Annotated in this window: 22 protein-coding genes and 1 other RNA gene; 10 read left to right on the top strand and 13 right to left on the bottom strand. The window is 63.2% G+C overall.

The window, feature by feature from the left end; genetic code table 11:
- Window positions 1-118 precede the first annotated feature (118 nt).
- From I6A82_RS06875 to I6A82_RS06860, 4 genes are all read left to right on the top strand, one after another.
- Window positions 119-1786: a M28 family metallopeptidase gene (locus I6A82_RS06875; protein ID WP_198094253.1), complete on the top strand. Its 1668-nt coding sequence runs from the start codon at window positions 119-121 to the stop codon at window positions 1784-1786.
- A 56-nt stretch (window positions 1787-1842) separates the two neighbouring features.
- Window positions 1843-3006: an alpha-hydroxy-acid oxidizing protein gene (locus I6A82_RS06870; protein ID WP_198094252.1), complete on the top strand. Its 1164-nt coding sequence runs from the start codon at window positions 1843-1845 to the stop codon at window positions 3004-3006.
- Window positions 3007-3062: 56 nt separating this feature from the next.
- Window positions 3063-3980: an oxidoreductase gene (locus I6A82_RS06865; RefSeq protein WP_198094251.1), complete on the top strand. Its 918-nt coding sequence runs from the start codon at window positions 3063-3065 to the stop codon at window positions 3978-3980.
- Between the two features lie 189 nt (window positions 3981-4169).
- Window positions 4170-6341: a S46 family peptidase gene (locus I6A82_RS06860; protein ID WP_198094250.1), complete on the top strand. Its 2172-nt coding sequence runs from the start codon at window positions 4170-4172 to the stop codon at window positions 6339-6341.
- Window positions 6342-6570: 229 nt separating this feature from the next.
- Here the strand turns inward: I6A82_RS06860 and I6A82_RS06855 are convergent, their stop codons facing one another.
- The 8 genes from I6A82_RS06855 to I6A82_RS06820 all read right to left on the bottom strand — a co-directional run bounded on the left by I6A82_RS06855 (window position 6571) and on the right by I6A82_RS06820 (window position 14569).
- Window positions 6571-6843, bottom strand: a complete 273-nt coding sequence (locus tag I6A82_RS06855; protein WP_187335700.1) for an HU family DNA-binding protein — start codon at window positions 6841-6843, stop codon at window positions 6571-6573.
- Window positions 6844-7046: 203 nt separating this feature from the next.
- Window positions 7047-9443 carry an endopeptidase La gene (gene lon / locus I6A82_RS06850; protein ID WP_198094249.1) on the bottom strand — a complete coding sequence of 799 codons (2397 nt, stop codon included), beginning with the start codon at window positions 9441-9443 and terminating at the stop codon, window positions 7047-7049.
- 81 nt (window positions 9444-9524) lie between these two features.
- On the bottom strand, window positions 9525-9860 hold the full coding sequence (locus I6A82_RS06845; protein WP_187335698.1) for a YbaB/EbfC family nucleoid-associated protein: 336 nt from the start codon (window positions 9858-9860) through the stop codon (window positions 9525-9527).
- Window positions 9857-11599, bottom strand: coding sequence for a DNA polymerase III subunit gamma/tau (locus tag I6A82_RS06840; protein WP_198094248.1), 1743 nt, complete (start codon window positions 11597-11599; stop codon window positions 9857-9859). Before I6A82_RS06840 ends, I6A82_RS06845 begins: the two co-directional genes overlap by 4 nt.
- 97 nt (window positions 11600-11696) lie before the next feature.
- An RNA gene (ffs, locus tag I6A82_RS06835) (signal recognition particle sRNA small type) lies at window positions 11697-11792 on the bottom strand.
- 144 nt (window positions 11793-11936) lie between these two features.
- Window positions 11937-12272 carry a 2Fe-2S iron-sulfur cluster-binding protein gene (locus I6A82_RS06830; RefSeq protein ID WP_198094247.1) on the bottom strand — a complete coding sequence of 112 codons (336 nt, stop codon included), beginning with the start codon at window positions 12270-12272 and terminating at the stop codon, window positions 11937-11939.
- Window positions 12273-12279: 7 nt separating this feature from the next.
- Window positions 12280-13386 (bottom strand): cysteine desulfurase family protein, encoded by a 1107-nt coding sequence (locus I6A82_RS06825; RefSeq protein WP_198094246.1) that lies wholly within the window; start codon window positions 13384-13386, stop codon window positions 12280-12282.
- A 130-nt stretch (window positions 13387-13516) separates the two neighbouring features.
- Window positions 13517-14569 carry an aminotransferase class V-fold PLP-dependent enzyme gene (locus I6A82_RS06820; protein WP_198095528.1) on the bottom strand — a complete coding sequence of 351 codons (1053 nt, stop codon included), beginning with the start codon at window positions 14567-14569 and terminating at the stop codon, window positions 13517-13519.
- A 109-nt stretch (window positions 14570-14678) separates the two neighbouring features.
- Here I6A82_RS06820 and I6A82_RS06815 point away from each other — a divergent pair, with 109 nt between their 5' ends.
- Window positions 14679-15335, top strand: a complete 657-nt coding sequence (locus tag I6A82_RS06815) for an alpha/beta hydrolase (protein WP_198094245.1) — start codon at window positions 14679-14681, stop codon at window positions 15333-15335.
- Window positions 15336-15434: 99 nt separating this feature from the next.
- Here I6A82_RS06815 and I6A82_RS06810 read toward each other — a convergent pair whose 3' ends face one another.
- Window positions 15435-15656, bottom strand: coding sequence for a hypothetical protein (locus I6A82_RS06810; protein WP_198094244.1), 222 nt, complete (start codon window positions 15654-15656; stop codon window positions 15435-15437).
- 103 nt (window positions 15657-15759) lie between these two features.
- On the opposite strand from I6A82_RS06810, the gene rpiB reads away from it, so the two are divergent.
- The 5 genes from rpiB (at window position 15760) to I6A82_RS06785 (ending at window position 19432) form a co-directional block, all read left to right on the top strand.
- Window positions 15760-16212 (top strand): ribose 5-phosphate isomerase B, encoded by a 453-nt coding sequence (gene rpiB / locus I6A82_RS06805; protein WP_198094243.1) that lies wholly within the window; start codon window positions 15760-15762, stop codon window positions 16210-16212.
- Window positions 16209-17516 carry a serine hydroxymethyltransferase gene (gene glyA, locus I6A82_RS06800; protein WP_232343334.1) on the top strand — a complete coding sequence of 436 codons (1308 nt, stop codon included), beginning with the start codon at window positions 16209-16211 and terminating at the stop codon, window positions 17514-17516. The genes rpiB and glyA overlap by 4 nt, the downstream gene beginning before the upstream one ends.
- Before the next feature lie 42 nt (window positions 17517-17558).
- Complete coding sequence (gene nrdR / locus I6A82_RS06795) at window positions 17559-18020, top strand: transcriptional regulator NrdR (RefSeq protein ID WP_198094242.1); 462 nt, start codon at window positions 17559-17561, stop codon at window positions 18018-18020.
- A 70-nt stretch (window positions 18021-18090) separates the two neighbouring features.
- On the top strand, window positions 18091-18729 hold the full coding sequence (locus I6A82_RS06790; protein WP_198094241.1) for a hypothetical protein: 639 nt from the start codon (window positions 18091-18093) through the stop codon (window positions 18727-18729).
- A 256-nt stretch (window positions 18730-18985) separates the two neighbouring features.
- Window positions 18986-19432, top strand: a complete 447-nt coding sequence (locus I6A82_RS06785) for an OsmC family protein (RefSeq protein ID WP_198094240.1) — start codon at window positions 18986-18988, stop codon at window positions 19430-19432.
- A gap of 324 nt (window positions 19433-19756) precedes the next feature.
- Here I6A82_RS06785 and I6A82_RS06780 read toward each other — a convergent pair whose 3' ends face one another.
- From I6A82_RS06780 to I6A82_RS06765, 4 genes are all read right to left on the bottom strand, one after another.
- Window positions 19757-19960: a hypothetical protein gene (locus I6A82_RS06780; RefSeq protein WP_198094239.1), complete on the bottom strand. Its 204-nt coding sequence runs from the start codon at window positions 19958-19960 to the stop codon at window positions 19757-19759.
- Window positions 19957-20208 carry a hypothetical protein gene (locus I6A82_RS06775; RefSeq protein ID WP_187335686.1) on the bottom strand — a complete coding sequence of 84 codons (252 nt, stop codon included), beginning with the start codon at window positions 20206-20208 and terminating at the stop codon, window positions 19957-19959. The genes I6A82_RS06780 and I6A82_RS06775 overlap by 4 nt, the downstream gene beginning before the upstream one ends.
- Before the next feature lie 73 nt (window positions 20209-20281).
- Window positions 20282-21079, bottom strand: a complete 798-nt coding sequence (locus I6A82_RS06770) for an SDR family oxidoreductase (protein ID WP_198094238.1) — start codon at window positions 21077-21079, stop codon at window positions 20282-20284.
- Between the two features lie 145 nt (window positions 21080-21224).
- Window positions 21225-22373, bottom strand: a complete 1149-nt coding sequence (locus I6A82_RS06765) for an acyl-CoA dehydrogenase family protein (protein ID WP_198094237.1) — start codon at window positions 22371-22373, stop codon at window positions 21225-21227.
- Window positions 22374-22406 lie beyond the last annotated feature (33 nt).

Below are 22406 nucleotides of genomic sequence, written 5' to 3'. Positions count from 1 at the left end.
CCGCAAACGCACGGTCCGTCGCGTTGCTCCCCGGCAAAAGCTGCCGATTGACGGTGGCCAAACGCCCGCGCCGCGCCTTAAGGTGGCCCCTTCTGCTATCCCTCATCGGAGCGCCCTTATGAGAGCCATCGCCTGCACCATCGCCCTTCTGGCAAGCGCCGCCACCGCCCCGGCGCTGGCGCAGACCGCCGATCCGAACGAAGTCAGCGCTGCGAACCTGACCGAGATTGCAGGCACGCTGGCGTCCGATCAGTTCGAAGGCCGCGCGCCGGGTACGCCGGGCGAGGACAAGACGATCGGCTATCTGATCGGCCGCTTTCAGGCGCTGGGTCTGGAGCCGGGCGGCGTGGACGGGAGCTGGACCCAGCCGGTGCCACTGCTTCACACGCAGCTCGGCACGCCGGAAGCTCTGTCGGTCGACGTGAAGGGCAAGACGACCGATTGGACCTTTCCGAAAGACATCTACGTCTCCACGCTTCAGCCGAAAGACATGGCCGCTATCGACGGCGCGCCGATGGTCTTCGTCGGCTACGGCGTCGATGCGCCCGAGCGGCAGTGGGATGATTTCAAAGGTCAGGACCTGAAGGGAAAGGTTGCCGTCTTCCTGGTCAACGATCCGGATTTCGCCGCGCAGGCTGGCGAGCCGGTGGCCGGCAAGTTCAAGGGCCGCACGATGACCTATTATGGGCGCTGGACCTACAAGTTCGAGGAAGCGGCCCGGCGCGGCGCGGTCGGCGCGCTGATCGTGCACGAAACCGAGGCGGCGGGCTATGGCTGGAACGTCGTCGAGAGCCCCGGCGGCGAGAATTACGACATCGTGCGCAAGCCCGATGATGTGACCAGCCTGGCGCTTCAGGGCTGGATTTCCGGCGAGGCGGCGCAGAAGCTGTTTTCCGAGGCCGGGCTCGATCTTGCCAAGTTGCGCAAGCAGGCGCGCACCGCCGCTTTCGAGCCGGTGCCGATGGACGCCACGCTGACGGCCCGCTTCCCCGTCAAACAGGAAACCGTGCAGAGCCAGAATGTGCTGGCCAAGATTCCGGGCACGGAGCGGCCCGATGAGGTCATCATGTACGGCGCGCACTGGGATGCCTATGGCAAGGGCGCGCCCGACGAACAGGGCCGCATCTACCGCGCGGGCGCCAATGACGATGCTCTGGGCATCGCCGGGATGATGGAAATCGCGCGGCTGATGAAGGCGGACACCCCGCCCGAGCGCAGCGTGGTGTTCGCCGCGTGGAGCGCGGAAGAGCGCGGCCTTCTCGGCTCCGAAACCTACGCCAATGATCCGATCTATCCGATCGAAAAGACGGTCGCGAACCTGACGCTCGATATCCTGCAGACGGCGGGCAAGGCGAAGGACGTCATCCTGGTCGGCAAGGGTCAGGGCACGCTGGAGGACGATCTGGCGAAATTCGCGGCCGAACAGGGGCGCACGGTGACGCCCGAAAGCCTCCCCGAACGCGGCCTGTTCTACCGCGCGGACCACTTCTCGCTCGCCAAGCGCGGCGTGCCGGTGCTGCTCATCATGGGCATTTCGGGCGCGAGCGATCTGGTGAAGGGCGGCAAGGAAGCCGGGCAAGCCTGGGTCGATGACTATACCGGTCGCTGCTACCATCAGGCCTGCGACGCGGTGTCGGACGCTTGGAACCTCGCCGGTGCGGTGCAGGATATCGAAGTGATGTACGCGATCGGCGAAGATCTTGCCCAGTCGGACCGCTGGCCCGGCTGGAAGGACGGATCAGAATTCAAGAAAATCCGTGAGGCCAGCGCGAACGCGCGGAAGTAGGAATCACCATCATTGCGAGCGAAGCGAAGCGACGCGGTTGTTAGAGGAGAGTCCGGATGCCCCATTATGGTGACCTGCAAAACGCAATCTATTTCGCCGGGCTTGGCGGCGTGGTGCCGAAATATCCGGTCGATTACGCCACGCTGAAAGCCCGCGCCGAACAGGCCATGCCCCCGCATGTCCTAAACTATGTGCAGGGCGGCTGCGGGGACGAGCTGACGCAGGAGCGCAACCGCAGCGCGTTCGACCATTGGGGCATGGTGCCGCGCATGATGAAGGATTGCCGCCAGCGCGATCTGTCGATCGAACTGTTCGGCAAGACGCTCCCCTCCCCGCTCTTCATGGCACCGATCGGCGTCAACGGCATCGCCACGCAGGACGAGCATGGCGATCTTGCCGCCGCACGCGCGTCCGCGGCAACCGGCGTGCCGTTCAGCAGCTCTACCCTCGCCAACGATCCGCTGGAGGACATCGCAAAGGCCTGCGGCGACACGCCGTCCTTCTTCCAGCTCTACACGCCCAAGGATGAGGAGCTGGCCGCCAGCCTCGTCAGCCGCGCCGAGAAGGCAGGATATAGCGCGATCCAGGTGACGCTCGATACCTGGGTGACCGGATGGCGCCCGCGCGATCTGAACGCGTCCAACTTCCCGCAGCTGCGCGGCCATGTCCTGCAGAACTATTTCACCGATCCGGTCTTCCGCTCGCGCCTCGCCAAGCCGCCCGAGGAAGATCCGCGCACCGCGATCACCACCTGGGCCGCCACCTTCGGCAAGGTGCTGACCTGGGACGATATGAGGTGGCTGCGCTCGCTGACCAAGCTGCCGATCGTCCTCAAGGGCATCTGCCACGGCGACGACGCGCGCCGCGCGATCGACGAGGGCGCGGACGGCATTTACTGCTCCAACCATGGCGGGCGGCAGGCCAATGGCGGCATCGCGGCAATCGACATGCTGCCCGATGTGGTCGCGGCGAGCGGCGATACGCCCGTGCTATTTGACAGCGGCATCCGATCCGGCACCGATGTGGTAAAGGCCCTTGCCTTGGGCGCGACGGCCGTGGGCGTGGGGCGTCCCTATTATTACGGGCTGGCGCTGGGCGGTGCAGAGGGCGCGGAACATGTCCTGCGCTGTATCCTGGCCGAGGCGGATCTGCTGATGGCGGTGAACGGTTATCCCACGATCGAGGCGGTGCGCGCTGCCGGAGCGCAGCGGACCGGCTGAAACCTTATCCGCCGCTGCGCGCTGTCCGGGCAAGGAACAGACCCGGAGCCAGACGCATGAGCGGATTTACAGAAACCCAAGTGCCCGACCAGAGCGGGAAGACCGCATTCGTGACGGGTGCCAACTCCGGCATCGGCTTCCACGTCGCACGCGTGCTGGCCACCAAACATGCCCGCGTGCTGATGGGCTGCCGGTCAGAGGAGCGCGCGCGGCAGGCGATGCGAAAGATCAAGGCGGCCCATCCGCTGGCCGATCTGGTTTATGTCCCGCTCGATCAGGCCAGCCTCGCCAGCGTGCGTGCGGCAGCGGACAAGGTGAAAGAAGAACCGCGGCTCGATCTTCTGATCAACAATGCCGGCATCATGAACACGCCGCTTTCGCGGACGGAGGATGGCTTTGAATCGCAATTCGGGGTGAATTACCTCGCGCCCTTCGCGCTGACCGGTCTGCTGCTGGACAAGCTCGAACAACGCCATGGCGGCCGCGTTGTGACCACCTCCAGCATCGCCCACCGGCGCGGGCGGATCAATTTCGACGATCTGAACGCGGAGCAGCGGTACGATTCCTGGAAACGCTACGGCCAGTCCAAGCTTGCCGATCTGATGTTCGCGCTGGAGCTCGACCGGCGGCTGGCGGCGGCAGGGCGGCGCACCATCTCGGTTGCCGCTCATCCGGGTGTCGCCGATACCGAACTGACGCGCCACATGCCCAATTTTCTTCAGAAAGCTTTCGGCACGGTCGTCGGCGGCGTCTTCAACAGCGCCGAACAGGGTGCCTGGCCCACGCTAATGGCGGCAACCGAGCGCCATGTGAGCGGAGGCGACTATTATGGCCCCACCGGCCCTCTCGAGATGCGCGGCAAGGCGGGCAAAGCGATACCGACCAAACGGGCCTGCGACAATGAAACGGCGCGGCAGCTCTGGGATGTTTCGATTGAAATGACCGGGGTGGATCCGGGACTCGCCGCGGCGTAGTGAGGGGCCGCGCAAGACATGAAATAATATATCATTCTTGCGCAATGCGGGTGCCGGACGGGTGCTACGAAATGATTGGATAATGCGACCGCGGCGCTCCGCGCCGTTGCGGCCTTGCGCCCTGCGGCGTTCCAGCTATCCCCTTGGCGATCCAATTCATTCGCCACCCGATAGGGAGAGGGAGCTCTTATGAAACCAACCAAGATGTTCGCGGCAGCGTTGTTGCTCGGCAGCAGCCTTGCGGCCATGCCGGCCGCCGCCAAGGAGGGCATGTTCACGCCCGATCAGCTGCCCGAAATCGCAGATGATCTGAAGGAAACCGGCCTCAAGCTGGACGCGGACGAGCTGGCCGACCTCACCGGTTTCCCGATGGGCGCGATCGTATCGCTCGGCGGTTGCTCGGCCAGCTTCGTTTCTCCGCAAGGTCTTGTGGTCTCCAACCACCACTGTGTGCGCGGATCGGTGCAGTATAACTCCACCGCGGAGCAGAATTATCTGGAAGACGGCTTCCTCGCCAAAACGATGGGCGAGGAAGTGCCCGCCGCGCCCGGCAGCCGCATCTATGTCACCACCGAGCTGACGGACGTCACTGAGCCTGTGACCAAGGGCACGGAAAATCTTTCTGGCGGAGAGCGCTATGCGCTGGTCGACCAGCGCATGAAGGATCTGGTCGCCGAATGCGAGCAGACACCCGGCTATCGCTGCCAGGTCGCCAGCTTTTACGGCGGCGACCAGTACAAGCTCATCAAGCGCCTCGAAATTCGCGACGTGCGCCTCGTCTACGCGCCGGGCGATGCGATCGGCAAATATGGCGGCGATGTCGATAACTGGCAGTGGCCGCGCCACACCGGCGATTTCGGTTTTTACCGTGCCTATGTCGCGCCCGACGGTTCGGCCGCCGACTATGCCGAAACGAATGTGCCCTATAAGCCCGAGCATCATCTGAAGGTGAGCGCCGGCGGCCTCAAGGAAGGTGATTTCGTGATGGCTGCGGGCTATCCGGGCTCAACCAGCCGCTATGCGCGCCTCGCCGAGGTAGAGAACACCTTCGACTGGCAGTATCCGACCTATGTCACGCTGCTGAACAACTGGATCGACACGATCGAGAACGCAGCACCCGACGGTTCGGACGCCCGCGTGAAATATGAAGCGCGGCTCGCCGGTCTCAACAATTACGAGAAGAACCTGCGCGGCCAGATTGCCGGCGCGCGCAGCGTAGGCCTCGTCCAGCGCCGCCGTGAGCGGGAGGACGCGCTGAACGCCTGGATCGCCGCCGATCCGTCGCGTGCGCATTATGCCGCGGATCTTACGGCACTCGATGCGTTGACGGCCGAATCTGCAGCCGCCGCGCGTCAGGACTTCTGGTACAATTTTGCGACCAATTCCCAGCTTCTTGGCACGGCAGAGCGGCTCTACCGGCTTGCCAAGGAAAAGGAGAAACCGAACGCGGAGCGCGAATCCGGCTATCAGGAACGCGACATGACCTTCTTCAAGCAAGGTCTGCAGGCGCTTGACCGGCGCTATGACCCCGCGGTCGACAAGGCCGAATGGATGATGTTCCTGAAGGACTATATCCAGCAGCCGCAGGCGCAGCACGTCGCGGCGTTCGACAAGGCCCTGGGCCTCACCCCGAACATGACCGACGCGCAATTGAGCCGGAAGCTCGACGCCTATTACGCCAACAGCACGCTGGACCAGACCGAGCAGCGTCTGGCGCTGATGGATGCCAACGCTGCGCAGATCGAGGCGAGCAAGGATCCATTCCTGCAGCTTGCCGTCGCACTTTACCCGCATGACCGCGAGCAGGAAGCGGAGTCCAAGGACCGCGCGGGCCGCGGCCTGGCGCTGCGCCCCGCTTATATGGACGCGATCATCGCCTGGCAGCGTGAGAACGGGAAGATCACCTATCCGGACGCCAACAGCACCCTGCGCGTTACCTACGGCACGGTGCTGGGCGGCTCGCCCAAGGACGGGCTGGTCTATACGCCGTTCACGACGCTGGAAGGCATCGTGGCGAAGAATACCGGCGAAGAACCGTTCAATGCGCCTGAGCGCGAGTTGGAACTGATCCGCGCCGAGAAATACGGCCCATATGAGCTGGAAAGCATCGATTCGGTTCCCGTGAACTTCCTCTCTGATCTCGATTCCACGGGCGGCAATTCGGGCTCTGCCACGATGAACGCGCGCGGCGAACTGGTCGGCCTGCTGTTCGATGGCACGTTCGAAAGCGTCAACTCGGACTGGGATTTCGATCCCCGCACCACGCGAACGATCCATGTCGATTCCCGCTACATGCTCTGGGTGATGTCCTTGGTCGACGGTGCCACGAACCTGGTCGAGGAAATGGATGTCGTGAACTAAGGCCAGTCCCGGTTAAATGCCGGGCCTGTAGGTAAGATTTGAAACGGCGGCGGTTGCTCACTTGCGATCGCCGCCATTTTCATTTTGCCACCTCGGGAAACGACGACGCTCGGCGTCATTTCATCGAACGAAGACAAAAAAAGGGCGGCCACTCGGCCACCCTTTCTCACCAGCCCGCATATCCAGGCTGATCTAAATATCGCCAGGGCGTGAAAGCCCTCGCCTTAGTTCAGTTGACCGCGTCTTTCAGCGCCTTGCCAGCCTTGAACTTAGGCTGCGTGGACGCCGGAATGGTCATGGGCTCACCCGTACGCGGATTGCGGCCGGTCGAGGCCTTGCGCTGCGAAACCGAAAAGGTGCCGAACCCGACGAGGCGGACGTCACCGCCGCTCTTCAGCGTGGAGGTAATGGTGTCGAACACCGATTCAACCGCCTTGCTCGCATCGGATTTGCTAAGACCGCTGCTGTCTGCCACCTGGTTCACAAGATCTTGCTTGTTCATTATCTGAAGCCCCTCTTCTAACTACTCTCTGATTCCTACCTACTGGAATCTCGGCTTGGCCGTGGGCCGGAGTTAGGAGCAGCGACGCGGAAGTGTCAAAGGAAAATCCCGCTTTTCCGGGCTTTTTGGTGCAGTGCCGCAACAAAAGTCACGGCACTAAGGCGCCTCATACAACATAAGTAAGCTGGAATACCGACCGGCCGCTAATGGGTCAGCGGCAGCCCCTGCTCGCCTTGAACGATAGAAGGCGACAGTGCGGCAAGCTCGTCCGCCTCGGTCCAGTCGATCGGCTCCAGCTTCTCGGTCAAAGCATGCGCCAGCACCTCGTCGACATGAGAGACGGGCACGATTTCCAGTCCTTCCTTGATGTTGTCGGGGATGTCGGCGAGGTCCTTCTCATTCTCCTCCGGGATCAGCACCTTGGTGATGCCGCCGCGAAGCGCAGCGAGAAGCTTCTCCTTCAGCCCGCCGATCGGCAGCACCCGCCCGCGCAGCGTCACCTCGCCCGTCATCGCAACCTCGCGCCGCACCGGAATGCCGGTCAGTGTGGAAATCATCGCGGTCACCATACCGACACCGGCCGACGGGCCGTCTTTCGGCACCGCACCTTCGGGCAGATGGATATGCACGTCCTTGCGCGCGAAAATGCTAGGCTTGATGCCGTAGCTAGGCGCGCGCGCCTTCACGAAGCTGAGCGCGGCTGCGATGGATTCGTTCATCACATCGCCAAGCTTGCCCGTCGATTTGATCTGCCCCTTGCCGGCCGCGGTGATCGCCTCGATCGAAAGCAATTGGCCGCCCACTTCGGTCCAGGCCAAACCGGTCACCGCACCGATCTGATTTTCCTTCTCACCGATGCCGTGGCGATATTTCCGCACACCCGCAAAGTCGGAGAGATTGTCCGGCGTTACCGTGATGCTCTCATATTTCTTCTCGAGAATTCCGCGCAGCGCCTTGCGTTGCAGTCTGGCAATCTCCCGCTCCAGCGTACGCACACCAGCTTCGCGGGTGTAATAGCGGATAAGGTCGCGCAAGGCCTCTTCGGTCAGCGTGAACTCGGCCTCGGTCAGGCCGTGCGCCTCGCGCTGCTTGTCGATCAGGTGCCGCTTGGCGATCTCGACCTTTTCGTCCTCGGTATAGCCCTCGAGGCGGATGATCTCCATCCGGTCTAGCAGCGGCTGCGGCAGGTTCATGCTGTTCGCGGTGGTCACGAACATCACGTCCGAAAGATCGACGTCGATCTCCAGATAGTGATCGTTGAACTTTCCGTTCTGTTCTGGATCGAGCACTTCAAGCAGCGCCGAAGCGGGATCGCCGCGGAAGTCCTGGCCCAGCTTGTCAATCTCATCCAGCAGGAACAGCGGGTTCATCGTGCCCGCCTTTTTGAGGTTGGAGACGACCTTGCCCGGCAGGCTGCCGATATAGGTACGCCGATGGCCGCGAATTTCAGCCTCGTCGCGTACGCCGCCTAGCGATTGGCGCACGAATTCGCGCCCGCAGGCCTTTGCGATGGAGCGCCCGAGCGACGTTTTGCCGACGCCCGGAGGACCGACGAGACACAGGATCGGCCCCTTCAGCTTGTTAGTGCGCGCCTGAACCGCGAGATATTCGACGATCCGGTCCTTCACCTTTTCCAGCGCATAGTGATCGTCATCGAGAACTTCCTGCGCCTGCGCGATGTCCTTCTTAAGACGCGATTTCTTGCCCCAAGGCAGGCCGAGCAGCGTGTCGAGATAGTTGCGCACGACCGTGGCCTCGGCGCTCATCGGCTGCATGCCCTTCAGCTTTTTAAGCTCGGACTGCGCCTTGGCCTTGGCTTCCTTGGAGAGCTTCAGCTTTTCGATCTTGGAGGTGAGTTCGGCAATCTCATCGCCTTCCTCGCCATCCTCCGAACCCAGCTCCCGCTGGATCGCCTTCAGCTGCTCGTTCAGATAATATTCGCGCTGCGTCTTCTCCATCTGGCGCTTCACGCGTCCACGGATCTTTTTCTCGACCTGCAGCACGCCGAGTTCACCCTCCATGAAGGCAAACGCCATCTCCAGCCGCTTGGCCGGATCAGCCTCGACTAGCAGAGACTGCTTGTCGGCAACCTTGATGTTGATATTTGCCGCAATCGCATCGGCCAGCGCCGAGGCATCCTCAATCTCGCTCAGCTGCACCGCGGTCTCCGCGGGAAGCTTGCGGTTGAGCTTGGAATAATTTTCGAACTGGTCGAGCACCGAGCGCATCAGCGCATCGATTTCCTTGCCTTCCACGGCAGGCTCTTCGGGAAAGCCGACCTCGACTGCGCAATATCCGTCGCGCTCTTCCATCGATTCCAGCGTCACGCGCTGCTTGCCCTCGACGAGCACACGCACGGTGCCGTCTGGCAGCTTCAGAAGCTGCATGATGGTGGCCGTGACGCCCATTTCGTACAGATCTTCTCTGCCCGGATCGTTTTCCGAAGGATCAAGCTGGGCGATGAGGACGATTTCCTTGTCCTTCTCCATCGCCTTTTCCAGCGCGACGACGGATTTGTCGCGGCCGACGAACAGCGGCACGATCATTCCGGGAAAAACAACGATGTCGCGCAGCGGCAACAACGGCAAAGACTGGCTCATAAATACTCCAACACGCCGCGAACTCCCACGCGGCGTTACCCCTGATATATGGTGGGCAGCGCCCTGCCCTTCAACCGCGGCTCAGAACGGCAGCTTGAAGCCCGGGGGAAGCGGCAGACCCGCGGTCATGTCGCCCATTTCCTTTTGCGCAGCGGCATCCGCCTTGTCGCGCGCATCGTTGATGGCAGCGGCGACCAGATCTTCGAGCATCTGCTTTTCGCCCGGCTGCATCAGGCTGTCGTCAATGGACACCCCGCGGATCGATCCCTTGGCGGTCGCGCGGACCTTGACGAGGCCCCCGCCGGCAACGCCCTCAACCTCGATATTTTCGAGCTTGCCCTGCGATTCTTCCATCTGCTTCTGGATGTTCTGCGCCGCCTCCTGAGCGGCCTTGATCATCGATTCCATGTCTTTCATGCGCTTGCGCTCCGTTGCTGCGGATCACTGTCCGCTCCATCATCCAAAATTCTCGCGTCCGGAAAGGCTTCCAGCGCGGCTTTGACCAAGGGGGACGCCAGCAGGGCTGCACGCTCCTCCTCGGCCCGTTTCTCTTCGACCTCGCGCGCGGTGAGTTGGGCCTCGCCCTCCCCTTCTTCAACCGTCCAGCGTTCACCGGTCAATTTGTAGAGCACATCGCGAACGTCGTTCTCGAAACCCGAGGGCAGGCGGCCCGCGGGCTGATAGATCAGTTCCGGGGGCGCGTAGCGAACGAGACGCATCGCGTCGCTCATGATCGCAGCAACCAGCGGACGCTCGGTCTCGACGAGGTCGATCAGAGCGGCAAAATCGCTCGGAATAACAGATGCCGCCGCAGCCGGAGCATCTGCCGGCGGCCCTTCGGGTGCAGATGCACTGACAGCGGTGGGCTGATCCTCGCCGCCCTGCGCGATCATCCGCGCGAGATCGCCCGGATCGGGCAGCGTCGCGGCGTGCATGATGCGCAGCAGCGCCATTTCGCACGCTTGCATGGGCATAGCAGCGCCGCGCACCTCGTCATGGCCTTTCAGCAAAAGCTGCCACAGGCGGTGCAGAACGGGAAAAGAGAGTTTTTCCGCCCAACCGGACAGCGCCGCGCGCGCCTCATCCGACAGAGCCGGATCGGGCGCGCCGCCCGCCTTGGTCAGCGTGACGCTGTGAATCTCCGAAAGCAGTCCGGACAGGATCGCCAGCGGCTCGACGCCCAGACTGTGCTGTTCCTTCACGGCAGCCAGCATGGCGGGAACGTCACCGCCCAGAAGCAGCCCGAGCAGCCGCCGGATTGCGCCGCGATCGCTGAGGCCCAGCATATCGCGCACCTGTGCCGCGGTAACCGTGCCGTCACCTTCCATGTCGGCATGGGCGATGGCCTGATCGAGAATGGAGAGGCCGTCGCGAACCGATCCTTCGGCGGCGTGGGCGACCAGCGTGATCGCCTCCGGCTCAGCCTGCGCGCCTTCCATGGTCGCGATTCGCGCAAAATGACGCGCCAGAAGATCCGCTGGAATGCGCTTCAGATCGAAACGCTGACAACGCGAAAGCACCGTCACCGGCACCTTCTGCACCTCGGTGGTCGCGAACAGGAATTTCACATGCGCCGGCGGCTCCTCAAGCGTCTTCAGAAGCGCGTTGAACGCGTTCTTGGACAGCATGTGAACTTCGTCGATGATGTAGATCTTGTAGCGCGCGGAAACCGCGGCGTAGCGCACCGCCTCGATGATCTCGCGCACGTCGTCGACGCCGGTATGGCTGGCGGCGTCCATCTCGATCACGTCGATATGGCGCCCCTCGGCGATGGCGCGGCACGGCTCGCAGACCCCGCAGGGGTGGATCGTCGGGCCGCCCTCCCCATCCGGGCCGATGCAATTCAGCGCCTTGGCGATCAACCGCGCGGTGGAGGTCTTGCCCACCCCGCGCACGCCGGTCATCAGGAAGGCGTGGGCCAGTCGGTCGCGTTTGATCGCGTTCGCCAACGTCTGGACCATCGCGTCCTGACCGATGAGCGCATCGAAGCTTTGCGGACGATATTTGCGCGCGAGGACGCGATAGGCGGGGTCCGCCTCCACCGGTGCGGGCGCCGCGGGGGCCGGCAAGTCCGGCTCGGCCAGACCCAGCCCGAGGGCATCCTCCGGCATGTCGGGTTCGCGCGGCGTCAGGTCGAGGTCTTCGGAATCAGGCATCGGGGCCAATGTAGGGAGGTGCGCCAGCGCTGTCGAATGGCGAGTGCGCTATTGCGCTCGCAGCAGAATGCCGCAGCCATCGATCAGAAAAATGTGGAAAGTAGGAGCCGGACGACCCGCAGCGAATATCGTTACGGCTGCTTCCGTCAGGACCTGACCGGGTTGGCGAATGCCACGTCCGCCCGACTCCCGTGCGGGCATATGGCGAAACATAGCCATGATATCAAGCTTCGCGATAACGGCAGTTATTTCGGGCAACTCTTAGAATGTGAAGTTCGTCGACGTCCGGCGCTCCATCGGGGGCGGGGCCTACCGCGTGGCGGCATCAGAAGCTCCGTCAGACGCCCTGCATATTGCGGCTTTCGGCGGGGATGCGGACGATGAGGCCGTCCAGATCTTCCGTCAGATCGATCTGGCAACTGAGGCGACTGGTGCGGCGGGCTCCGGCGGCGAGATCGAGCATGTCCTCTTCCTCATCGCTGGCGGGCGGCAGGCGATCGAACCAGTCCGCGTCGACGATGACGTGGCAGGTCGAACAGGCCATCTGCCCCTCGCAGGTTCCTTCCAGCGGCTGGCCATTCGCTTGCGCCAGTCGTAGCAGATTGTCACCGGGAGCGCCCTCAACGTCATTCTGGGTTTCGCCGTCGCTCGAAAGAAAAGTCACTTTCACCATGGGGCCCCTATTGCGCCTCGGCGGCGCGGTTGATCAAGTCCGCTGCGGCTTTCAGTTCTTTTGCAGTGCTGTACCGACCGAAACCGAGGCGGATGGAGCTTTTGATTTGCGGATCGGCAAGGCCCAAAGCCGCCAGCACATGGCTCGGACGGCCCGAACCACTGGCGCAGGCCGATCCGGCGGAAAAGAGCACGCCGCGCACATCCGACATCAGCCGCGCGACATCCAGCCCCTCGCGCCGGATGTTGAGATTTCCGTGATAGCGTCGCGCCGCCGACCCGTTGAGCGTCCACCCCGAAAAGGCTTCTCGCGCCGTTTTCCAGAGCGCTTGGACATGGTCCGCGTCCTCGTCAGCCCGCTCCGCCATCAGTTGCGCCGCGGCGCCGAAGCCCGCGCATAAGGCTGGTGAGAGCGTACCGGAGCGCAGCCCCTGCTCCTGACCGCCGCCGTGCAAAAGCGGCGGAATCTCCACTCCCTCGCGCAGCCAAAGTGCGCCGATACCCTTCGGCCCATGCACCTTGTGCGCGCTGACCGCGATCATGTCCGCGCCACCCGGCAACGATACGCGCCCATACGCCTGCACCGCATCGCAAAAGAACAGCGCGCCCGCATCATGCGCCAGGGCCGCCAGTTCATCGAGTGGCTGGATCACGCCGATCTCATTATTCACCGCCATCACGGCGACGATCGCGCTGCTGTCGTCGATCGCGGCGCGCGCAGCCTTGCGGTCCACGATCCCTTCGGCGTCCACCGGCAAGAGGACGAGGTCGAATCCTTCGCGCTCCAGCCAGAAAGCGGTGTCGCGCACCGCGGCATGTTCGGTCGCGATGGTCACCAGCTTGCGGCGTCCAGGCGGCGCAGCGCGCATCGCGCCGATCAGCGCCATGTTGATCGCCTCAGTCGCCCCGCTGGTGAAGACGGTGCGCCCGCCGTCCGGCATCAGCGCCGCGACCTGGCCGCGCGCGACCTCCACCGCCGCCGCCGCCTGCCGTCCGCCGCGATGCGCGCTGTGCGGGTTCCAGAAGCCCGCTTCGATCCAGCGGCGCATGGCTTCCGCCGCTTCCGGCGCCATCGGTGTCGTCGCCTGATAATCGAGATAAATCGGATGGGTCATAATCGGACCCCAGACACAGTCCGTAGCCCTGAGCCTGTCGAAGGGCGCCTCTCGAATTCGCCCCGCCCTGCCTGCGAGAAACGTCCTTCGACAAGCTCAGGACTTACGGTTTTTGAGGAAGGGTTTCGCGTCATCCCGTCATCACCCTCCACGCTCTCACGAAGCGCTCGACATCAGCCTCGCTCGTCTGCGGGCCGAAGCTGACGCGCACCACCTCGCCCGCGGCCTGCGCATCCCAGCCCATCGCCGTAAGCACATGGCTCGGCTTGATTGTGCCGGACGAACAGGCGCTGCCTGCCGAAACCGCGATGCCCGCCATGTCGAAGCGCACCAGCTGCGCCTGGCTGGATTTGCCGGGCATGCGATAGCTTGCGATGGTCGGCAGCCGGTGGCTATCCGCCGCAACCACCTCGCCGCCCGCCCCGGCAATTTCGTTGTCGAGCATCGCGCGCAGCCGGACCGCCTCTTCCAACCAGCCGAACTCCTGCTCCAGCGCCACCGCGAACCCAACCGCAGCGGGCAGATTTTGCGTCCCACCGCGATAGCCCTTTTCCTGCCCGCCGCTGGGCGTGAGCAGCGAAAGATCGCGCAGCAGCAACGCGCCGATGCCCGGCGGTCCGCCCAGCTTGTGCGCCGACACCGCGATCAAGTCGGCGTCAGGCAGCGGCATCTTTCCTGCGCTCTGCGAGCAATCCGCAAACAGGCGGCATTCGTTGAGGCGCGCGATCTGCGCCACATCGTCCAGCGGCTGGATGACGCCGGTTTCGTTGTTTGCCTGCTGCAACGCAATGATGCCATTGGGCCGATGCGCCAGATATTCGCTTAAATGGTCGAAATCGACGATCCCGTCTGCGCCCACCGGCAGCATGTCTGCCTGAGGGGCGGCGCGCAGCACCGCGTCATGTTCGGTCGCGCCGATTGCGTGTACCGAACGCGCCGCGCGACCAAGCGCGATACCGATCGCTTCGCTGGCCCCGCTGGTCAGGATCACTTCGCCGTCCCAGCCGAGCGCGGCGGCGATGCGTGCGCGCGCATCTTCCAGCATGCGCCCGGCAGCGCGGCCCGGCGCATGGGGCGAGCTGGGATTCGCCCACTGCTCCATCGCCTCCGCCATCGCCGCGCGCACCGCCGGCAGCACCGGCGTGGTCGCGGCATGATCCAGATAAAGCGGCGCCTCGGTCATCTCGATGTCCATCATTATTGCAGTTCGCGTGGCTTTTTCTATATAGCCAGTCAATTGCCGCGCCGTCCGTCCGGACGTGCCGCCCTCATGTTAGCGGACTGTTTCTCCCATGCCCGAAGTTATTATTCCCGGACCTGAAGGTCGGCTCGAGGGTCGTCTTTCCCCCGCCCCGCGCCCGCGCGCGCCCGTCGCCATGATCCTTCATTCCCACCCCAAAGCGGGCGGGACGATGAACGAGCGTATCACCCAGAACCTGTTCAAGACGTTCAAGCAGCGCGGGTTCCTCACCCTGCGCTTCAACTTCCGCGGCGTCGGGCGCAGCCAGGGCGAATTCGACAACGGCATCGGCGAACTGTCCGACGCCGCCGCCGCGCTGGACTGGGTGCAGAGCTTCCATGAAGAAGCGCAGACCACCTGGATCGCGGGCCACAGCTTCGGGGCCTGGATCGGCATGCAGCTCTTGATGCGCCGCCCGGAAATCCGCGGTTTCATCTCGATCAGCCCGCCCGCCAATATGTATGATTTCAGCTTCCTGGCCCCCTGCCCCAGCTCGGGCATCATCATTCAGGGCAAGGAAGACGATATCGTGACCCCCAGCGGCGTGCAGAAGCTGGTCGACAAGCTGCGCACGCAAAAGCACATCACGATCCATCACGACGAAATTCCGCGCGCCAACTTCCTTTATGACGGCGAACAGGAAGCGCTGATGGCGTCGGTCGACAATTATCTCGACATGCGTCTGGACCCGAACTCGCCGATCAAGTGAGGGACTGACCGGTCCGACTAATGCCGTAAGTCCTGAGCCTGTCGAAGGACGTTTTTCGATCAAGCTCAGGGTTTGCAGGATAGACGCCCTTCGACAAGCTCAGGGCTGTGGACTGCGATCCACGGTATCCGCCTCGCCCGCCAGCGATTCTCCGCTGCCGGTGGGGATCGCCCAGATCGCCACATTGCCGAACATCACGAGCGCGGCGATCACCATCAAGATGATGCGGCGCCGCTCGCCGCCGCGCTTGTGCAGCATCCAGGCACCGGCCAGCAGCGCGATTCCGGCGATCATCAGAAGCGATAAAACAATATTCCCCATGGCCTTGCTCTAGCGCGTCTGGCACGCGCACGCCACATCCGGGTTGGCGCGGGCCGCCCCCATCGCTAGAGGAGCGGGCGAGTCCCCACAGCAGGAGCCGCCCATGCGTATCGCCATCGCGTCCGACCATGCCGCCATCGAGATGAAGGCCGCGCTCGCCGATATGATGCGCGAAGCCGGGCATGACGTGGACGATCTCGGGCCGATGGACGCAAGCAGCGTCGACTACCCCGATTACGGCTACAAGCTGGCCGAGGCGGTGGCGTCCGGCGCGGCGGAACGCGGCGTTGCCCTGTGCGGATCGGGTATCGGCATCTCGATCGCGGTCAACCGCAACCCTGGCTGCCGCAGCGCGCTCGTTTCCGAGCCGCTCTCGGCGGAACTGTCGCGCTCGCACAATGACGCGAACGTCATCGCCATGGGCGCGCGCCTGATCGGCATCGAACAGGCCAAGGCTTGTCTCGAAGCTTTTCTCACCACCGATTTCCTTGGCGATCGGCATCAGCGCCGCGTCGACAAGCTGACCAATCCCCCGCATCTGGAGACCGCATCATGAGCACTGTCATCGAACGCGACGTCCGCCGCACCGGCTTTTTCTCGACCCCGCTCGTGCGCGCCGATCATGCGGTGGCCGAGGCGGTTTCCGCCGAATTGCGCCGTCAGAAGAAGCAGATCGAACTGATCGCGTCCGAAAACATCGTCAGCGAGGCGGTGCTGGAAGCGCAAGGGTCCGTCTTCACCAACAAATATGCCGAAGGCTATCCCGGCAAGCGCTATTACCAGGGCTGTGCGCCGTCCGATTCGGTTGAAAAGCTGGCGATGGACCGCGCAAAGATGCTGTTCGACTGCGCCTATGTGAACGTGCAGCCCCATTCAGGCGCGCAGGCGAACGGCGCAGTGCTGCTCGCGCTCGTGCAGCCGGGCGATACCATCCTTGGCATGAGCCTGGATGCCGGCGGCCACCTTACCCACGGCGCCGCGCCTGCCATGTCGGGCAAATGGTTCAACGCCGTGCAATATGGCGTGCGCGAGGACGATCACCTGATCGATTATGATGAGGTCGAGCGGCTGGCCAAGGAGCATAAGCCGAAGCTCATCATCGCGGGCGGCTCGGCCTATCCGCGCCATATAGATTTCAAGCGCTTCCGTCAGATCGCGGACGAAGTGGGCGCTTATTTCCAAGTGGATATGGCGCATTTTGCCGGGCTGGTCGCCACCGGCCTGCACCCCTCCCCGCTGCCGCACGCGCATGTGGTCACCACCACCACGCATAAGACGCTGCGTGGCCCCCGCGGCGGCATGATCCTTTCGAACGACGAGGCGCTGGGCAAAAAGTTCAACAGCGCGGTGTTCCCCGGCCTGCAGGGCGGCCCGCTGATGCATGTGATCGCAGCCAAGGCGGTGGCGTTCGGCGAAGCGCTGCAGCCCGAATTCCGCAGCTATTCCGCCGCGGTAATCGAGAATGCGCAGGCCCTCGCCCAGCGCCTGAAGGATCGGGGAGCTGACATCGTCTCGGGCGGTACCGACACGCATCTCGCGCTCATCGACCTGCGCCCGCTCGGCGTGACCGGCAAGGATGCGGACGAGGCGCTGGAGCGCGCCTCCATCACCTGCAACAAGAATGGCATCCCCTTCGATCCGCTGCCGCCGACCAAGACCAGCGGCATCCGCGTGGGCTCGCCCGCCGGCACGACCCGCGGCTTCGGCAAGGCCGAGTTCCAGGAGATCGGCGAAATGGTCGCGGATGTGCTCGATGGCCTGAAAGCCAAGGGCGAGGAAGGCGATCCCGCGGTGGAAGCAGACGTGAAGCGCCGCGTCGAGGCGCTTTGCGATCGCTTCCCGATCTACGGCGAACAGTAATTTCCAAAACACCGTTCGGGCTGAGAAGAAAGCTTTCCGAATATGCGCTGCCCGTTCTGCGCCCATGACAACAGCCAAGTGAAGGACAGCCGCCCCAGCGAGGATGGGGCGGCGATCCGGCGGCGGCGGCAGTGCGAGAGCTGCGGCGCGCGCTTCACCACGTTCGAACGCATTCACCTGCGCGAAGTCACCATCGTGAAGAGCGAAGGGCGGCGCGAAAGCTTCGACAGGTCCAAGCTGGAAAAATCGATCGCCCTCGCCTGCCGCAAACGCAGCGTGGCGCAGGAGCGGATCGATCAGCTCGTCTCCGGTATTCAGCGCCAGCTCGAAACCAGCGGGGATAGCGAAGTCGCCTCGCAGAAGATCGGCCAGATGGTGATGGACGGGCTGCGCCAGCTCGACAGTGTGGCCTATATTCGCTTCGCCTCGGTCTACAAGGATTTCACCGAAGCGCGCGATTTCGAGGAATTTGCCGGCACTGTGAAGGATATCGGCAAGGCTTGATCGGCGCTGGAAACCCTTCGGTCGCGCAGGTCTTTATCCGTTAAGCTATAACGGATAGACTTAGGGCGTCATGGCCAAGCGTATCGCCATTATCAGCGGCCTTCTGGTCTTCGCCATGTTGGCAGGGCTGCTCGGTGCCGAGCTTCTGGGAGGTCCATTCGCCTCGCGCAGCTACCGAGATGATCGGACGGCGACCGAACGCTATGCCCTGGGCCGTGATGTCTATCGGCAGGAAGATTACGCGGTCGACACGCGCTATGCCCCCTATCAACCCGGCGAAAAGCGTATCGCCAACCCTACGGTGAGCGGCGCGCGCAAGATCGAACCCTATGAAGCCGCCCGGCCGGATCATCGCATCCGGTTTGAATCGATCGACGATTATTACGGCGAGTCCGCCGGTGCGAATCTGGATGATTACGCCTTCATCGATCCACCCGCACGGGCGAAAGCGAAACCAAAACCCAAGCCTGCGACAACTGGCGAGAATGCCGACGGCCCGAAGAACCTGCTGCCCGGCTATATCCGTACCGAGCGGCCTCGCTATGCTGAGGCGCCGTCGGAGCCTGAACCGGTGAGAACGCAACCAGACCCCGTTGCCGAGACCGAGCGGCGCATCATGGATATCGCAGCGCGCAAGAATTCGCCGTCGAGCAATACCGCATCCGCTGCGCCGAATCGCGAAAGCGCCCGCCCCTCCGACGGACTGTAGCGCGCCCGCCACGATCGACGACGGTTCGATAAACGCGCGGAACCGCTTCGCCCCATCATCGGTTGGCCATCCGAACCCTGCATTTCGCTAGGACAGGATGGGCGCGATGACGATAGGCCGGATGACCACCCGCTTTCTGACGCTGAGCGCTCCACCTTCGGCTTTGGCTCTGCTCATTGCCTGGTTCAGCTACGGCTGAACTGGCCCTTTTGCGAACTGCTACATTTCCGCAATTTTGCAAAAAGGAACATTCATCATGGCAACCACCAATTGGGGTACCGCCCGTTACGAAGGTCTCGGCAAAGACGGCAAGGGCCACGTGTCCACCCAGTCCGGCGCGCTCGAAAATCAACCCTATGGTTTCAACACCCGTTTCGAAGATGCTCCGGGCACCAATCCCGAAGAGCTGATTGCCGGTGCGCATGCCAGCTGCTTCACCATGGCCCTTTCTTTCGCGCTCAACGATGCGGGCTATGAGGACGGCGTGCTTGATACCAAATCGGTCGTTACGTTGGAAAAAGATGGCGATGGCTTCAAGGTCTCCAAGTCCGAACTGACGCTGACGGCTCAGATCGCCGATATCGAGGAAGAGGAATTCGCGAAAATCGCGAAAGGCGCAAAGGAAAATTGCCCGCTGTCCAAGCTGCTCGATTGCGAAATCACGCTGGAGCATACGCTGAACAGCGAATTCGCCGTCGGCTGAACCCAGCAGATCGTGAAAAACAAAGGCGCGCTGTAACGGCGCGCCTTTTTTGCGTCGAGATCAGACGCTGCAGTGCTCCGCATCCCACCTGGATGGCAGCAGTCCATCGGCAGCGGCCTCAAAAAGAAACGGCCCCCGAGCGGCAAGCTCAGGGACCGTCTCCTAATCACTTCGGCGGGAACGGGGGGAGGAGGAGAGGAAAGCCCCCGCACGAAGGATCGCCAGCACCGTGGCCGGCGTTGAAGCTTAATTACGCCGTCGCGCAACAAATACAATTGCAGTCATGCGATCATTGCTTGCCAAAACTGCAAGCTGCCGATGCAATCAATCGTCCTTCTTACGCTTCGGACTCCCGTAATCGGGCTTTCCACCGTCGCTGTCGGGGTAGGCATCCGGGCTGGTTTGCGACTGTGTGTCGCTCGCTCCGTCATTGCCCTGTGGCTTGTTGGGCTTGTTGCCGTGAACCGGGCCTTCGGGTGCAGACGGCTTGCCGTCCTTATCGTGATTGCCGTAACCGCCGCCGCTCATGACCGGCCCTCCCCAGCGTTCTCGTCGTCGAGCGCATCCACAATACGCTGGTCGGGCGTGTCGGCAATTGCGTGAAGCTCCTCTTCGCGCGCTTCACCCTCTGTGATCGACTGCCCCCGATCGGGCGTGAGATCATCGACGATCGCGCCGCGCTTGGGATTGCGCCCCTCGGTCTCAAGGATTTCGGCGCGCTGTGTCTCGTCGAAGCCTTCCAGCTCCTCGGTCATGTTCGGATCTTCGTCTGCCATGATGGAATTCCTTTCTTCCACCCGACAACGGAAGGCGGGGCGAAGCCGTTCCGTGCCCGCCCCGCTTTGTCGTTCAACCCGCGTCGATGCTGTTACCCGGAAGCCCCGCGTCAACGATGCCGCCGTCCACGGTCAGGGTGGACCCGACCACATAATCGCCTGCCCGGCTCGCCAGGAACACCGCGGCGCCCGCCATATCCTCAGCCGATCCGATGCGCTTGGACGGGATGTTCTTGGCTACCGCATCGCCATGATCGCGCGCGGCCTTGTTCATGTCCGATTGGAAGGCGCCGGGGGCGATCGCCGTCACCACAATATTGTCGCGGATCAGACGCGCGGCCATGCGCTTGGTCAGATGCAGGATCGCCGCCTTGGAAGCATGATAGCTGTAGGTTTCCCACGGGTTCAGCTTGCGCCCATCGATCGATCCGATGTTGATCACTTTGGCCGGTTGGTCCGCGGATCCTGCTGCTTTCAGTAGCCCGTAAAGCGCCTGTGTGAGGTAGAACGGGCCCTTCACGTTCACGTCCATCGCCTTGTCCCAGCCTTCTTCCGGGAACTCCTCGAACGGCGCACCCCAGGCGGCCCCGGCATTGTTCACCAGAATGTCGAGCTTGTCCTCACGCTCCGACAACTCTTTGGCGAGGGCGCGGCAGCCGTCGACGGTGCTGACATCACCCTGAATGGCGACCACCTTGTCGCCCAGCGCTTCCGACGCCTCGGCGAGCTGATCGGCCTTGCGCGCGCTGATATAAACCTTTGCGCAGCCCGCGCCGAGCAGGCCTTCCACGATCATGCGACCGATGCCGCGCGATCCGCCGGTGACGAGCGCCGTACGGCCCTCGAGCGAAAATAGTTTCGGTGTATCCATCTGGGTCTCTCCTATTGGCTTATGTCTTCGCGAGGAGCCCGAAGGGCGACGCAGCGATCCAGAGCAATCGCAGCGCTGCAACCGCTCTGGATTGCTTCGTCGCTGCGCTCCTCGCAATGACGATGACTTTTATGCGGCGACAGGCCTAGCCCCCCGCCTTCATCACCTCGCGTGCGATGATGCTGCGCTGGATTTCGCTGGTGCCTTCGTAGATGCGGAACAGGCGCACGTCGCGGTAGAAGCGTTCCACGCCGTAATCGGCGATATAGCCCGCGCCGCCATAGACCTGCACCGCCCGGTCCGCGACGCGGCCCACCATTTCGCTGGCGATCAATTTGGTCGCCGCGCAGTCCATCGTGATGTTCTCGCCCGCATCGCGCTTCTTCGCCGTCTGCTCGACCAGCGCGCGCGCCGCCATGCATTCGGCCTTGCTGTCGGCAATCTGCGCCTGGATCATCTGGAAGTCGCTGAGCGGCTTGCCGAACTGTTCGCGCTCGCCGGCATAGCCGACCATGTCTTCGATCAGCCGCTCGGCCGCGCCGACGCAGACGCCGCTGATATGGAGGCGTCCGCGATCGAGCACCCGCATCGCCACCTTGAAGCCTTCACCTTCCGCGCCGAGGCGATTTTCGGCGGGCACTTCGACATCGTCGAAATTGACGTCGCAGACATGCGCGCCCTGCTGGCCCATCTTGCGCTCGGGCTGCCCGACGCTGAGACCCGGCAGATCGCGGGGCACCAGGAAAGCGGTGACGCCCCGCGCGCCCTCCCCGCCCGTGCGGGCCATGACCGTGAACAGATCCGCCTTGTCGGCATTGGTGATGTAGCGCTTCGATCCGTTCAGGCGATAGACGCCCTTCGCCTCGTCATAATCCGCCTTGGTCTTGACCGAAGCGGCGTCCGATCCGGCGCTGGGCTCGGTGAGCGCGAAACTGGTGATGATCTCACCGCTCGCGATCTTCGGCAGCCACTTCGCTTTCTGCTCGTCCGTACCCGCCATGACAAGGCCCTGGCTGCCGATGCCGATATTGGTGCCGAAGGTCGAACGCATGGCGGGCGAGGTGTGCCCCATCGCGATGGCAATGCCGATCTCTTCGGTCATGTTGAGGCCCAGGCCGCTAAACTCTTCGGGAATCGAAAGCCCGAACAGGCCGAGCTCCTTCATCTCTTCGATCAGATCGTCCGGAATCTCGTCCGTTTCGGCTACCTGCCCCTCGAGCGGGCGCAGTCGCTCGGTCACGAAGCGGGTGATCGTATCAATCAGCTGGTCGTAAGTGTCTTGGTCCAATGCCATATCTTAATCCGTAAGTCCTGAGCCTGCCGAAGA

This window comes from Novosphingopyxis sp. YJ-S2-01, assembly GCF_016093175.1.
GTDB lineage: Bacteria > Pseudomonadota > Alphaproteobacteria > Sphingomonadales > Sphingomonadaceae > Novosphingopyxis > Novosphingopyxis iocasae.
Note: the sequence above shows the minus strand (reverse complement) of the source record. Positions and strands in the feature narration are given on the sequence as shown.

Bases quoted from the DNA above. Each gene is read 5' to 3' on its own strand.
- I6A82_RS06825 (WP_198094246.1), bottom strand. From the start codon at position 13,386: ATGACCCATCCGATTTATCTCGATTATCAGGCGACGACACCGATGGCG.
- I6A82_RS06855 (WP_187335700.1), bottom strand. From the start codon at position 6,843: ATGAACAAGCAAGATCTTGTGAACCAGGTGGCAGACAGCAGCGGTCTT.
- rpiB (WP_198094243.1), top strand. From the start codon at position 15,760: ATGCGTATCGCCATCGCGTCCGACCATGCCGCCATCGAGATGAAGGCC.
- I6A82_RS06780 (WP_198094239.1), bottom strand. From the start codon at position 19,960: ATGAGCGGCGGCGGTTACGGCAATCACGATAAGGACGGCAAGCCGTCT.
- I6A82_RS06830 (WP_198094247.1), bottom strand. From the start codon at position 12,272: ATGGTGAAAGTGACTTTTCTTTCGAGCGACGGCGAAACCCAGAATGAC.
- I6A82_RS06820 (WP_198095528.1), bottom strand. From the start codon at position 14,569: ATGACCGAGGCGCCGCTTTATCTGGATCATGCCGCGACCACGCCGGTG.
- I6A82_RS06785 (WP_198094240.1), top strand. From the start codon at position 18,986: ATGGCAACCACCAATTGGGGTACCGCCCGTTACGAAGGTCTCGGCAAA.
- I6A82_RS06870 (WP_198094252.1), top strand. From the start codon at position 1,843: ATGCCCCATTATGGTGACCTGCAAAACGCAATCTATTTCGCCGGGCTT.
- lon (WP_198094249.1), bottom strand. From the start codon at position 9,443: ATGAGCCAGTCTTTGCCGTTGTTGCCGCTGCGCGACATCGTTGTTTTT.
- I6A82_RS06810 (WP_198094244.1), bottom strand. From the start codon at position 15,656: ATGGGGAATATTGTTTTATCGCTTCTGATGATCGCCGGAATCGCGCTG.
- I6A82_RS06840 (WP_198094248.1), bottom strand. From the start codon at position 11,599: ATGCCTGATTCCGAAGACCTCGACCTGACGCCGCGCGAACCCGACATG.
- I6A82_RS06770 (WP_198094238.1), bottom strand. From the start codon at position 21,079: ATGGATACACCGAAACTATTTTCGCTCGAGGGCCGTACGGCGCTCGTC.
- I6A82_RS06875 (WP_198094253.1), top strand. From the start codon at position 119: ATGAGAGCCATCGCCTGCACCATCGCCCTTCTGGCAAGCGCCGCCACC.
- I6A82_RS06790 (WP_198094241.1), top strand. From the start codon at position 18,091: ATGGCCAAGCGTATCGCCATTATCAGCGGCCTTCTGGTCTTCGCCATG.
- I6A82_RS06815 (WP_198094245.1), top strand. From the start codon at position 14,679: ATGCCCGAAGTTATTATTCCCGGACCTGAAGGTCGGCTCGAGGGTCGT.
- I6A82_RS06860 (WP_198094250.1), top strand. From the start codon at position 4,170: ATGAAACCAACCAAGATGTTCGCGGCAGCGTTGTTGCTCGGCAGCAGC.
- I6A82_RS06765 (WP_198094237.1), bottom strand. From the start codon at position 22,373: ATGGCATTGGACCAAGACACTTACGACCAGCTGATTGATACGATCACC.
- I6A82_RS06775 (WP_187335686.1), bottom strand. From the start codon at position 20,208: ATGGCAGACGAAGATCCGAACATGACCGAGGAGCTGGAAGGCTTCGAC.
- I6A82_RS06865 (WP_198094251.1), top strand. From the start codon at position 3,063: ATGAGCGGATTTACAGAAACCCAAGTGCCCGACCAGAGCGGGAAGACC.
- nrdR (WP_198094242.1), top strand. From the start codon at position 17,559: ATGCGCTGCCCGTTCTGCGCCCATGACAACAGCCAAGTGAAGGACAGC.
- glyA (WP_232343334.1), top strand. From the start codon at position 16,209: ATGAGCACTGTCATCGAACGCGACGTCCGCCGCACCGGCTTTTTCTCG.
- I6A82_RS06845 (WP_187335698.1), bottom strand. From the start codon at position 9,860: ATGAAAGACATGGAATCGATGATCAAGGCCGCTCAGGAGGCGGCGCAG.